General features: G+C 59.9%; 14 protein-coding genes. 10 read left to right on the top strand and 4 right to left on the bottom strand.

The genetic code is table 11. The annotated features are described in order from the left end of the window. Window positions 1-26 precede the first annotated feature (26 nt). The gene (locus RHE_RS24930; RefSeq protein ID WP_011428032.1) at window positions 27-650 is read right to left on the bottom strand and encodes a response regulator transcription factor; all 624 of its coding nucleotides are present in this window, start codon (window positions 648-650) and stop codon (window positions 27-29) included. Next, entirely contained in the window at window positions 640-2,550 is a 1,911-nt protein-coding gene (locus RHE_RS24925; protein ID WP_020923055.1) for a PAS domain-containing sensor histidine kinase, read from the bottom strand. Before RHE_RS24925 ends, RHE_RS24930 begins: the two co-directional genes overlap by 11 nt. 407 nt (window positions 2,551-2,957) lie before the next feature. On the opposite strand from RHE_RS24925, the gene RHE_RS24920 reads away from it, so the two are divergent. The 4 genes from RHE_RS24920 (at window position 2,958) to RHE_RS24905 (ending at window position 6,199) form a co-directional block, all read left to right on the top strand. After that, the gene (locus RHE_RS24920) at window positions 2,958-3,929 is read left to right on the top strand and encodes an alpha/beta fold hydrolase (RefSeq protein ID WP_011428030.1); all 972 of its coding nucleotides are present in this window, start codon (window positions 2,958-2,960) and stop codon (window positions 3,927-3,929) included. 98 nt (window positions 3,930-4,027) lie between these two features. After that, on the top strand, window positions 4,028-4,654 hold the full coding sequence (locus RHE_RS24915; RefSeq protein WP_011428029.1) for a pyridoxamine 5'-phosphate oxidase family protein: 627 nt from the start codon (window positions 4,028-4,030) through the stop codon (window positions 4,652-4,654). An 81-nt stretch (window positions 4,655-4,735) separates the two neighbouring features. Next, entirely contained in the window at window positions 4,736-5,530 is a 795-nt protein-coding gene (locus tag RHE_RS24910; RefSeq protein WP_042119917.1) for a GNAT family N-acetyltransferase, read from the top strand. A gap of 141 nt (window positions 5,531-5,671) precedes the next feature. After that, window positions 5,672-6,199: a cytochrome c gene (locus tag RHE_RS24905; RefSeq protein ID WP_011428027.1), complete on the top strand. Its 528-nt coding sequence runs from the start codon at window positions 5,672-5,674 to the stop codon at window positions 6,197-6,199. A 193-nt stretch (window positions 6,200-6,392) separates the two neighbouring features. Here the strand turns inward: RHE_RS24905 and RHE_RS24900 are convergent, their stop codons facing one another. Further along, window positions 6,393-7,745, bottom strand: a complete 1,353-nt coding sequence (locus RHE_RS24900) for a GAF domain-containing protein (RefSeq protein ID WP_011428026.1) — start codon at window positions 7,743-7,745, stop codon at window positions 6,393-6,395. Then, complete coding sequence (locus RHE_RS24895) at window positions 7,742-8,227, bottom strand: pyridoxamine 5'-phosphate oxidase family protein (RefSeq protein WP_042119863.1); 486 nt, start codon at window positions 8,225-8,227, stop codon at window positions 7,742-7,744. Before RHE_RS24895 ends, RHE_RS24900 begins: the two co-directional genes overlap by 4 nt. A gap of 257 nt (window positions 8,228-8,484) precedes the next feature. Here RHE_RS24895 and RHE_RS24890 point away from each other — a divergent pair, with 257 nt between their 5' ends. From RHE_RS24890 to RHE_RS24865, 6 genes are all read left to right on the top strand, one after another. Beyond that, window positions 8,485-8,946 (top strand): cupin domain-containing protein, encoded by a 462-nt coding sequence (locus RHE_RS24890; protein WP_011428024.1) that lies wholly within the window; start codon window positions 8,485-8,487, stop codon window positions 8,944-8,946. A 57-nt stretch (window positions 8,947-9,003) separates the two neighbouring features. After that, on the top strand, window positions 9,004-9,849 hold the full coding sequence (locus RHE_RS24885; RefSeq protein ID WP_011428023.1) for an arylamine N-acetyltransferase family protein: 846 nt from the start codon (window positions 9,004-9,006) through the stop codon (window positions 9,847-9,849). A 96-nt stretch (window positions 9,850-9,945) separates the two neighbouring features. After that, the gene (locus RHE_RS24880; RefSeq protein ID WP_338060910.1) at window positions 9,946-10,497 is read left to right on the top strand and encodes a YceI family protein; all 552 of its coding nucleotides are present in this window, start codon (window positions 9,946-9,948) and stop codon (window positions 10,495-10,497) included. 331 nt (window positions 10,498-10,828) lie between these two features. Then, the gene (locus tag RHE_RS24875) at window positions 10,829-11,266 is read left to right on the top strand and encodes a curlin (RefSeq protein ID WP_011428020.1); all 438 of its coding nucleotides are present in this window, start codon (window positions 10,829-10,831) and stop codon (window positions 11,264-11,266) included. Window positions 11,267-11,332: 66 nt separating this feature from the next. Further along, on the top strand, window positions 11,333-11,728 hold the full coding sequence (gene csgH, locus RHE_RS24870; RefSeq protein ID WP_011428019.1) for a curli-like amyloid fiber formation chaperone CsgH: 396 nt from the start codon (window positions 11,333-11,335) through the stop codon (window positions 11,726-11,728). Between the two features lie 192 nt (window positions 11,729-11,920). After that, a complete protein-coding gene (locus RHE_RS24865; protein ID WP_011428018.1) occupies window positions 11,921-12,334 on the top strand; it encodes a hypothetical protein in 414 nt (137 codons plus the stop codon). Window positions 12,335-12,537 lie beyond the last annotated feature (203 nt).

Genomic DNA, 12,537 nt, shown 5'->3' with positions numbered 1-12,537 from the left:
CGAAGGGGATATCGAAATGTGCGCATTCAGCGCTCCAGAATGCCCGCGATCCTAACCAGATCCGCAACCGACGATGCGCGCATTTTGCGCATCATGTGACCGCGGTGAAGCTTTACGGTGGCTTCCGCCAGTTGGACTTCAGCCGCAATCTGCTTGTTCAGCTTCCCGGTGATGACTAAGGCCATGATCTGCCGCTCACGCACGGTGAGTTTGGAATATCTTTGGCGCAATGCAGCCGTTTGATCGGCCTCTTCGCGTCGAGCATTATCACTCGCCAGGGCACGGTTCACCGCTTCGAGCAAATCCTGCTCCCGCACCGGCTTGGTAAGAACATCGATAGCACCGGCTTTCATTGCGCGGACAGCCATCGCGACGTCGACATGGGCGCTGATCAGAACCACCGACCTTGGATGTTTGCTCTTCGCCAGCGCCTCTTGAAACTCCAGGCCGCTCTGGCCCGGCAGACGGATATCCAGAACAATACAACCCGCCTGATCCGGATCATCCGCAGCGAGGAACTCCGACACCGAGCCATGGGTTGCGGTGGCCAGACCAACGGATTCGAACAATCCCTTCAAAGCGTCGCGGACGCTTTCGTCGTCATCGATGATGATGACGGTCGGCGGGCCTCTTTTGCGATCATCGATCATCTGCGGCTGTAACCTCCGCCATCGGCAGCGTAAACGTGAACACCGCGCCAACCTGACTGTCTGTCGCCGAAGCCCAGATCCGGCCGCCATGGGCTTCGACAATGGAACGGCATATTGAAAGCCCCATTCCGATGCCATCTGCCTTCGTGCTGTAGAATGTTTCGAAAACCCGATCCAACGCGTCGGAAGAAATGCCGCGCCCCGTATCCGAGACACTGACTTTCACGAATTGGTGCTCGTCCTCGGCGCATCTGATGCCGATACGCCTGTCTCCTGAAGACGCGGCCATCGCTTCGGCGCTGTTCATGACCAGATTCAGCACGACTTGCTGCAACTGGGTTCGGTCAGCAATGACCTCAAGAGACCGTTGCGGAAGATCGAGATCGAGTTCGATATCTCGGTGACGAAGTTCCCCTCTCAAAAGATCCAGCACGTGATGCAAAGCGCCCTTCAAATCCGTTTGCTCCATCCGGGCTGGTGACTTCTGAGCCATTGCCCGGATGCTCGCGATGATGTCGCCGGCGCGATGACCATCCTTGACGATCCTCTCGGCCGCGAGCCGGGCCTGCTCGATATCTGTGTGTCCCGGTTGCAGCCAGCGCAGGCACGTGCCGGCATTTGTGACGATTGCCATGAGCGGCTGATTGACCTCATGGGCGATCGAAACGGCAAGCTCACCCGTGGCTGTCATCCGCGTCACATGCGCCAGGTTGCTCTGGCTTTGTCTCAAGGACTCTTCGGCCCGTTTGCGATCCTCGATATCGACGACGACGCCGTACCACCGCACGACATTCCCATCCCTGTCCAGAAGGGGGCTTTGCCGGAGGTTGAACCATCTATATTCGCCATCCGCCCGTCTGATGCGCGCGTCCACCGGACGACTTTTTTTCGTGGCGACGATATCGTCCCAGGCGACCCGCATCGGCTCGACGTCATCGGGATGAAACATGCGATAAAAGCCGAACCCGACGATTTCCTCGACGGGCAAGCCGACATAATCGATCAGGTTTCGATTGAAATATTCTAGCCGGCCATCTGGAGTGCAGGACCAAGCCATTGCCGGTATCGTGTTGATGATGAGACTGAGCTTGTGCTCGCTTTCCCTGAGCGCGGTTTCGCTTTCTCTCAGCGCATTCTCTGCGGCTTGCAGATCCTCGATATCGATATTGCAGCCGAACCAACGCACCACGCCGTTGGCATCGATCAGCTTGCGGCCCGAGAAATAGAACCAGCGGTAGTTGCCGTCGGCTCCGCGAATACGACCCTTCAGAACGGTATGGTCGGAATGTTCGAGATCTCTCTTCCAGATGGCGACCATGCCTGGAATATCATCCGGGTGGTAAAGGTCGAGGAAGCCCCATTCGAGGATCTGGTCGGCCGGACGGCCCGCATAATCCAACCAGCTTTGATTGACGAAATCGGCGCTGCCATCCGGTCGTGCCGACCATACGAGCACAGGCAATGAATTGATGATGAGGCTTAGATTCTCTTCGCTGGCGGCAAGTGCCGTCTTCGTCTCTTTCAGCGCATTTTCGGCCTGCTTGCGGTCCTCGATATCAAGCACCACGCCATACCATCTGACGACATTTCCGTCGGAATCGAACCGAGGCTTCTGACGAAGCGTGCACCAACGATAGTGGCCGTCCGCGCGCCTGAGCCTGCCCTCGACCTCCCTCGCATTTTTGGAAGCCATGATTTCATGCCATTCGGAAGCGAGACGCGACGTATCGTCGGGATGGAATATTCCATAGAATCTCTCTCCGGAGATTTGCTCGAGCGGCGCCCCGATAAAGTCGAGAAAGTGCTGGTTGGCGAAATCCAGCATGCCATCCGATGTCGCCGACCACACCATGGCGGGGATTAGATCGATGATGGGATCGGTTTCCGGCTCTCTATCCACAACACTCTCCGTGCAGAGTTGAGACGGAGCCCAAAGGCCCAGCCTCATTATCGTCCGCGGGAAATAGTTACGGGATTTCTGTGGGTTGCGTAAGGACAAATCGATATACCAAGGTCTACGTCGGCAATGCCATCGTCTAGGTGTGCGGAACCTAGATCGCAATTGAGAGTGATCACGAACCCGCCTACTCCTAACCATCGAAGCCCCTCGATGAAACGCGACGTCGGCTGTTCCAGCGTTGCGTCAAATCAGGCTTTTACGTGCAGCGAAATTCCATTGTTGCCGCAACCCTGACCGGGGCGACGGCCCGACACTGCCTATCGCGACAACTGATGTGCTGTCTGATGGCCGGATCAGCCGCCAGTCGACGCCAAATCTTGTTTCATCTCGATCATTGGGAGACCATCATGCGTCGTTTGATCATATGCCTGATGCTGGCTGCCGCCAGCATGACTGCCACGACAATCGCAAGCGCGGTTCCCGCGCACGCCACCGCCGACCGCCAAGCTCCGGCTCCAGTTCACTACCGCACCGCGAAAATCGACGGCCTCGACATCTTCTATCGGGAAGCCGGTCCGGCCGACGCACCCGTCGTGCTGTTGCTCCACGGCTTTCCGACGTCCTCCCATATGTTCCGAAATCTAATCCCGCTCCTTGCAGACCGGTACCACGTCATTGCACCGGACTATCCGGGGTATGGGCAGAGCGCCGCTCCCGATCGTGGCACCTACGCCTATACGTTTGCCGGGGCTGCCGACATCGTCGATAAGCTGATGGTTCATCTGGAGGCCAAGAGCTACGCGATGTACGTCATGGATTACGGCGCGCCTGTCGGCTATCGGCTGGCGCTGAAACATCCGGAACGGGTCAGCGGCCTGATCATCCAGAACGGCAACGCCTATGAGGAAGGGCTGAAGGAGTTCTGGGATCCGATCAAGACCTACTGGTCCGACGGATCAGACAAGAGCCGCGCGGCGCTGTCCGGCCTCGTCACCCTTGAAACGACCAAATTCCAGTATACCGACGGCATGGAAGACGTGTCGCGCATCAGCCCCGACAACTGGGTTCATGACCAGGCGCTCCTGGACCGCCCGGGCAACAAGGACATACAGCTCGACATGTTGTATGACTACCGCACCAATGTGCCGCTCTACCCTGACTTTCAACGCTTCTTTCGCGAGCGCAAACCGCCCACGCTGATCGTCTGGGGCAAGAACGACTATATCTTTCCTGAGGCCGGCGCTCATCCTTATCTCAAGGATCTTCCGGATGCGGAGATTCATATCCTGAACTCGGGTCACTTTCTTCTCGAGGAAAAGCTGGACGTCGCTGCTCCGCTCATCAATGATTTTCTTGATCGCAACGTCGCAAAGAAGTGACCATCATGCATGGTCGCCGGCGGTACGACCGCGGTTCCGCCAAGCCGAGGTCGCACCGCCGTAGGGCGAGACCACTGTTCCGATTTTTGGAGATCACGATGCCCTACCACTTTCTGGACGTCGCAAGCACTCCGAATGTGCGGCTGGCACAGGCCGAAATGGGTGCGGATCAGATCTGGTTGGGTGATCACCATCGCGAGTCGGATAGTTTCACAGAGAGCGAGCTCGCCTTCATTGCCGCAAGGGACAGTTTCTATATTGCCTCTGTATCGGAAACCGGTTGGCCGTATGTGCAGCACCGCGGCGGGCCTTCAGGCTTTTTGAAAGCCGTCGACCGGAAAACCCTGGCTTTCGCCGATTACAGGGGGAACCGTCAGTACATCAGCACCGGAAACTTTGCCGCAAACGACCGAGCCTGCCTCTTCCTGGTGGATTATCCCCGCAGAGCGCGTCTCAAGATCTACATGCATGTCGAGAAGCTGACACTCGATGCCGATCCCTCGCTGACAGATCTTGTTTTCGACGCCGGCTACCGCGCAAAGGCGGAGCGGATTTTCCGGCTGAGGCTGGAGGCGTTCGACTGGAACTGCCCTCAGCATATCACGCCTCGCTACACCGAGCAGGAAGTTGAGACAGCGGTGACGCCCTTGCGTGAGCGCTTGACGCAACTTGAAGCAGAGAACGCAGCTTTACGTGCTCGGCTCCAGGCACTTGGAGAACAATGATGGACACGACACGGCCATCTCAGGGACGGTCTTGGGTTGCCGCAATGGAAAAGGTGCGTCTCGCTGGGGATGATGGCTGGAATGACTGTGCCTGAAGAAGATATCATCGAGGCGAAAGCGTTCATCGACCTGTTCATGATCGCGCCTCAGACACTCGTGGACGAAACCGAGTTTCGCTTGATACAGTTGGGTGCAGGCTGCGCAATATCGCTGCCCAGTGCGCCCGCAATCGGCCTAAATCGTATTCTCGGTATTGCAGCACTCAATGACCTCGACGCGGCCTACCAGTGGATGCGCAACAAGGTAGGCCGTCGCTATTTGCAAATGAGCGCCGCAACCACACCCCAAGAGACAAGCGATTGGATCAGCAAACGCGGTCTTCTTGCCGAGGGTAATGGATGGGCAAAACTGCGAAGAGCGGCTCCTCCTACGCGGCTTGTTCACGCTGGGGAGGTTACCACCCGACAGGTCAATGTCGACGAAGCCGACACCTTCGGCGCAATGATGTGCGCCGGTTTCGGCTTTCTAGAGAACCTGATACCACTTTGGTCAGCGATCGTCGGCAAGGACGGTTGGACCTGCTTTTTCGCTGAGCTGGAAGGCAGGCCGATTGCGACAGCCGCCATGTACGCGTCAGACGGCTATGCCTGGCTCGGCGGTGGCGCGACGGTTCCCGCGTTTCGCAATCGCGGAGCACAGAAGGCCCTGATTGCCGCGCGTCTGAACGAGGGTGCCGTTCAGGGCGTTCGGACATTCGTCGTCGAAACCGCCCAGCCGTCGGCCGATGAGCCCAATATCTCTCACGCCAATCTCATCGCCCTCGGCTTCGAGCAGATTTACACGAGGATGAACTACCGCTTCCCGGATCGATTATAAGCATCTTAGGCTCGCTGCCGGCCCATAAGTGGTCATCTTCCCAGCAATCTTCGTTAATTCAATATGGCTAATATATAGAACATGTTCATCGTGATATTCAGTCCGATGGCAGTTGCGAGCTTCTGCATCATGGAGGGGAAGATGTTTCGGTTGAGCGTACGGTTGGCATTTTTTGCCGCCTCTGCCTTGGGGCTACACGCGAGCATTGCAGCTGCCGACGATGCGCAGACTGCGCGCGGCGAATATCTCGTCACGATCGGCGGCTGCAACGACTGCCACACACCGGGATACTTCTTCGGAAACCCGGACAGCTCGCGATTTCTGGGTGGATCGGATGTTGGTTTCGAGCTCCCCGGGCAGGGTGTTTTCGTCGGCCGCAACATTACGCCTGACAAGGAGACCGGCATCGGCAGCTGGACCCGGGAACAGATTGTGACTGCGCTTCAGACCGGGCAGCGGCCGGATGGCCGCCTCCTGGCGCCAATCATGCCGTGGCATGCATTCGCGCAACTCACTGAAGAAGACGTGACATCAATTGCAGTCTTCCTTCAAAGCCTGAAGCCGGTCAGCCATCAGATCCCTGGGCCTTTCAAGCCGGGGGAGAAGGTTTCAACGTTCATGATGCGGATCTTGCCGCCCGGTGAAACCGCGGCTGCCGCGCCAAAATAGAAAGTCCTGCGGCAGCTAGCGTCTTTCTCGCATCCGTTGCTTCGCTCCCGATCACCACGACCAGCCGGTTTGTCATTTACGCTCACGCGACGAGATTATCGATGACAAGGTGATTTCGGCAGCCGGAAAATCGGGAAAAGAGCCCAGGTGCCGGCAATTCGGCACCGATGGCCAAGGTCTGCCAATCCGAAACTCACGGATGATCTCCAGCGGCCGCTTCGAGGTTGAGGTGCCCGTCCACATCCAGCCGGACGCGGCCTCTGCCGATGCGGACGAGGCGTATCGGCGCCTGCTTTTCTTCAAGCCGGCGCCGGAGCAGAAGGAGGCGAGTTTCGAGATTGTCCTTGATCTCGGGCATGCGAGCGCCGGCGGCGAGCCGCAATTCCCGGTTCGTGAACTCGCTTCGCCCCTCGGACAGATGCCATTCGAGCATCAGGCGCAGCAGCATGCCGGCAACGCCCTTCACGACATATGCGCCATTGACGAAGACGCTGTCGTCAAAGCGGTGATGGGCGACGCGGACCTCTCGCCCGGCTGCAGCCGGCTCGGGAACGGGTGCTGCCTGTCTCGGTTCGGTGCTCGCCGCCTCCCATTCGCTCGCCCTCAGTGCGCCTCCGGCCTGCGAGGCCAGGATTTCGAGGGCGGCCTCGTCCTCCTCGCGGAAGGCCAGCCGTGCCGTGCTTTCGACGAAGAGGACGCCGGTCACCGTACCGCGGGCGGTCATGGGGACGGCGATCTGGCTCATGGCAGCAGCCAGTTGCGGGAAGGCAACGGTGCGTGTGAGGTTTTCACTCCCTTCCGTCTCCAGTCCGATTGCCTCGCCGAAACGTCGCACGCGGCTCATGTCGCTGACCTTGATCGTCTGGCCGCTCGTTGCGGCTGCACCGATCAACCCCTCGCTGCCCGCGACTTCCGATCCCAGTCCCGAATGCTCATAGCCGATGCTGCCTGTGGTGATCAGGCAGTCGCGATTGCTATCGCGGATGAGCACGAGGGCATTGTCATATCCGAGAACACGCTTGATGGCGCCGAGCAGGGTGTCGATGATCTCGTCGGCGACCGCATCCTGCTCGATGGCCTTGATCGCCTCCGAAAGGGCCGGAAGGCTAACGGGCGCGCGGCTATCCGCAGCCGGCGCGGTTTCCACCGGCGAGGGAACCTTTTCAATCCCATAGACCCGGTAGATATCGGCGCTCCTCAGCCGCATGACATCCGACATGCCGATCTGCGCGCTGCTCGCCTTGAGCTGGCGGGCGATCTTGTCGAACAGCGGGCCGGCATCGACGGCCCTGATAAAACCGATGTCGAGCAGGAACTGGTCGCCGGTCAGACCGTCGACAAGGATGAGCGTGACCTTGGGATTGGCGCGCACATTCGCCGCCGTCTTGGCGAAGAACTGGTTGGAAAGCGCGACATGCTCCTCATCGACCCGCACCACATGCGAGAGATAGGAGACATTCGGCATGCCGTCAGCCGAGGCGGTGGCGATGATCGAGGGGATGACACCCTCGAAGCAGGCGGAAAGATCGGAAAGCCGCAAACTCATCGGGACCCCGCGCCAGATCGCTCGCCCGCCAGCATGCCGGCGAGCGGACCGGGCGTCTGGACGTAGATTTCGCTGATCGCGAGCCGGGCGACCCGCGCGTCGCGCGCCGTCAGCCATGGGCCGATGAGGCGCCGGGGCACGCCGAGAGACTCGAGCGCATCGGTCGCCAACGTCATGAAGCGGTCGGCGCGATCGAGGTCGGGCTCTTCTGTCTCCCGCATCGCCGCGGCGCCTTTCAATTGGAAGCCGACATAATCCGCGGGACTGACGAAGGTGGCGGCAATCCGCTTTGTTGCCCGAATGCAGGGTTCAAGCCGTGGCCATTGCCAGGCGGAAAAGATGAAATCGACCGTCTCACGATCCTCCAACAGATGAAAGCCGACGCCGCGCCCGGCCGAGGGACGGCCGGCTTCGTCGGCAACCGCGATGATGCACATCAGCGGCCGATTGAAAAAATCCAGAAGCCTGTCGTCGAGCCTCATAACCATTCCCCATTGCGCCCTTGGCCTTCTTAGCAAACTTTTAGGATTCTCGGCATGCCTTGCACATTCATTTAGGAACGCCGGTTTTCTCGATGCGCTATAAAGGCGGCGTACCGGCTGGACAGCCTGGAAAATCATCGTCTGCGCGCCCTCGGGCGGCCTCGTCGGGCGAAACGACGCCACGCTAGGCCCGCCGGTACGCCGGCATGCGGGAGTGTGGCGCGGATTTCTGCGTCCTGCCGCAAAAGGAGAGAGAGATGAAAGAGTTCACCAATGCGGTGGCTTCGCCGTCGGGACATGGGACGCCGGCAATGGCATTCGGCAGGCATGTCATCCGCATAATGGCCGCCAGTACGGGCGGTTCGCTCGGCATGTTCGAGGCCTTCGTGCCGGCCGGCGAAGGTCCGCCTCTGCATGTGCACGAGCGCGAGGACGAGTTCTTCCGCGTCCTTGCCGGCCGCTTCGGCTTCTGGTGCGCCGGCGACTATATCGAACTGACCGAAGGCGGCTGCATCGCGCTGCCGCGCGGCGTGCCGCACCGCTTCCGCAATGTCGGAAAGACGGAGGGCCACCTCATGGTTGTCGTGACACCGGGCGGATTCGAAAGCTTCTTTCCGATCGTCGAGCTCTCCAGGCCCGAAACGCCCGAGCAGATCGCCTCGGTCGCCAGGGGCTTCGGCCTGGCCTTCCTGCCCGAGGGCGACCGCAAGGTCGCCTGAACCACCCAAACAGACAACCGGAACCCGGACAACGGTCCATCGAAAGGAGACCGAAGGATGACACACGTGCCTTCGAACGAAAACGCAATGACCCTGACAACAACGCAGCTCGATGCCTATCTGGCCCGGATCGGGCTCGAGCAGCCGCTGCGTGTCAGTATCGACACCCTGTCGCAGCTGCACCGCGCCCATCTCATGACCTTCACCTTTGAAGCGCTCGATGCCTTCATGGGTTGGCCCTCCGCGATCACGCCGGCCGCGGCCTTCGCCAAGATGGTCGAGGGACGGCGCGGTGGCTGGTGCTACGAGATGAACGGCCTCTTCGGCGCCGCGCTAGCTGCGCTCGGCTTTCGCGTGACCCGCCTTTGCGGCGGCGTGCAACGGGAAAAGCTCGGCGATATCGCCATTGGCAATCACCTCACCCTGCGCGTCGATCTCGACCGTTCCTATCTTGCCGAAGTCGGCGTGGCGGATGCCATCATCGAGCCGGTGCCGCTGGCCGTCGGGCCGATCAGCCAGCGCGGCTTCGACTTCTCGATCATGCCGGCGGATGGCGGCTGGCTGCGTTTCAACAATCACATGCATGGCATTGCCAAGAGCTTCGATTTCAAGGCAGACCACAGCGACGAGGCCGCCATGGTCGCAACCCATGGCTGGCTGATGCAGGATCCCGCCTCCCCCTTCACCAATGCGCTCGCCGTCCTGCGGCACACGGCAGACGGCTATGTCGCGCTGCAGAACGACTGCCTGCGCCGCGTAACCGCAAACAGCCTCAGCGAGCAGCGCATCACCAGCGCGGATCATCTCGCCGACACGTTCGAAACCGTGTTCGACCTCGACATTCCTCAGCCGGCAGAAGTCTGGAAGCGCCTCCAGTCCCTCTCCCGCAACAAGGCGGCCTGAGCCGGCCTCATCATTCCAGACTCAAGGACATATCCATGCTGCGCATCCCTGCATTTCTGCTCGCTCTTGCCCTGAGCGCGATCACCGCCCTCGCCGCTGCCGACGACCCGGGGCCCGGCGGGGCCTACAAGACCTCCCTCGCATTCGAGCTTCAACTGGTCCTTCAACCACTCCGGCCTGTCGCACTACACCGCGCGCTTCACCAGGGTCGACGCGCGGCTCGACTGGAAGCCGGAACGGCCGGAGACCTCCGCCCTGTCGGTCACGATCGATCCGCTTTCGGTCCGCACCGACTATCCCTGGCCTGAGAAGGTCGACTTCGATGCCGAGATCGGCGGCGACAAGACGTTCCTCGCCGCCAAGCCGATCACCTTCGTGTCCAGGGCCATCCAGATCACGGGCGAGAAAACCGGCACCGTCGAAGGCTTGCTGACCTTTCGCGGCGAGACGCATCCGGCAACGCTCGATGTCACCTTCAACGGCTCGATGGCCAAGCACCCGATGATGGGCGTCCCGAAAATCGGCTTCTCGGCGAGGGGCAGCATCAAGCGGAGCGAATGGGGGCTGGACTTCGCAATTCCCGAGCTCGGGGATGAGGTCACCTTCGCCATCGAAACCCAAATGGTGCCCGCCGACTACGCGTTCTAGCAAGACACGAGATGCGATGCAGGTCCTGCCGGACCTGCATGGACTCGACAATCAGCTTCGATCGCCAGAACCTTTGCCGTTTAGATACTTGTGCCGCCGGTTTGGGAATGCTCGCCGCCCGGCGTGGAGATGTCAGAGAGCGCTGCTGCCGCTGCTCCGTCAGCTCGAGCATGCCGTTATCGCAAACCGCCTGCACACCTTGCGTTATTTTCATCGAGCTCCGATCGCTGCCAATGAACCGCGACTGAATGGTGCCTTCAGCTTCCGTTCCAATGAGGGCGTCTAGAAGAAGAACGTTCAACCGCGGTCCTATCCGCCTGAGGAGACACACATGATCCGCACCTCTTTCATTGCAACCGCACTCGTCGCGCTCGTTGGCCTCACCGCCGCAGCTCCCGCCATGGCCAACGATGTGAGTATCGAACAATATGGCTGGTCGAACTCTGCCGGTGGCGCGCAGGAAGGGTACGCAAACCGGATCAGAACCTATCAGAGCGGTGGCTACAACCGGATTGTCGGCCGTCAATATGGTCGCCATAACCTTTCGGCTGTCGGTCAGGAAGGCAATGACAACTATGGCGCCACTTATCAGCACGGCAACCGCAACGTGGCCGGCGTCGGCCAGTTTGGCTCCAACCACACGACCATCCTGACCCAGGACGGCAATGGCAACATCGCCGCTGGTGTCCAGGTCGGTCGTGGCTGCAGCGCCAATGTCAGCCAGGGCGGCAACGGCAATGTCGCGGCCTTCGTCCAGGCCTGCCCGTAAGCGGCTGCGCGATGACGTAAAATGAGATCAAGGGACGCAACAGCAGACCATTAGGGAAGACGGCCCATGCCAAATAGCATCAAACATCCACGTCGCCTGATGACGATACTCGCGCTGGTCCTGTCTCCCGTCGGCGCGGTTGCAGCCATGACGACGGCAAGCCAATCTGAAGAGGCGCAGCTTTGCGAAATCAAGGCAAGGCCTGGAGCGGGTATGGTGAGACTGTATGCGCTCGTCCACGCCGACAGGCATGTCGGCGGGACTTACACCTTCCATGTCGAGAAATCAGGAGATGGCGGAAGCTCCACGATCAACCAGGGTGGCGACTTCGATGCCATAGCGGGACACACGGCTGTCCTCAGCTCGGTTTCGCTCGACTCCCAGGGAACCGAATACGAGGCGACGCTGGATGTCGTGATCGGAGATAAGCGTTTCAGCTGCACGAAGACCGGCGGCAACTGAACGGCCCCGACACGCTGCAGATCTCTTGAAAGGGGCGTCGGTATTGGCGCCTTTTTCTTTCGATCAGAGGCAACGACTGAACGACAACTGAACGGGCGATTCCGAATAGATTCAGCTTGAAGATGCGAAAGTTGATCATCGGCCAGAGCATGATGCCGAAAAGTGTGAGCGGTTTCGCAAATGGAGATCAGGATGACCCGCAATGTGTTCAAGACCCTTACCGTCACTCTTCTTGCCGCGAGCCTGGGGCAAGCAGCCTTGGCTGCGCCGGCTTATGCCGGCGGCCGGATCTCGTTCAGCCTTGCGCCGGACAATGCCGAGGATGCGGGTCTTTTCTCAACCGGGCTGCGCGTCTATTCGCTATACCGCGGCCTGAAAGACGCCGACATCCGGCAGTTGGGCCGTGGTAACGCAGCTGGCATCGCCCAGTTCGGCCGCGGCAACCTCGGCTTCATCCAGCAACGGGGCAATGGTCATTCCGCAACCTTGCGGCAGAATGGCAACAACAATGCCTATGGCATTTTCCAGTATGGGCGAAATACTGAAACCGACGTGGTGCAGGATGGGGACAACGGCAGCGGTGCAACCTTCAGCTATGGCTGGTAGGAAGTCACAACAGGGAGGCGAGCTTCATGCAGGCGGGCTTTTCAGAACGCGCGGCGCGAGCTTACGCGCGGATGACGGAGCTATCGCTTGGCTGGCTTTGACAGGCCTCAAGAGCCAATCTGTTGAGCCACATTTCACGACTCGTGACTGCAAAGACTTCGGCCAAATAGCCGAAGTCCCAGACCGCTCCGCGCCCAATACCA

Origin of the sequence: Rhizobium etli CFN 42, assembly GCF_000092045.1 — a bacterium.
GTDB classification, from domain to species: Bacteria; Pseudomonadota; Alphaproteobacteria; order Rhizobiales; family Rhizobiaceae; genus Rhizobium; species Rhizobium etli.
This window is presented reverse-complemented; position numbering and strand designations above follow the sequence as displayed.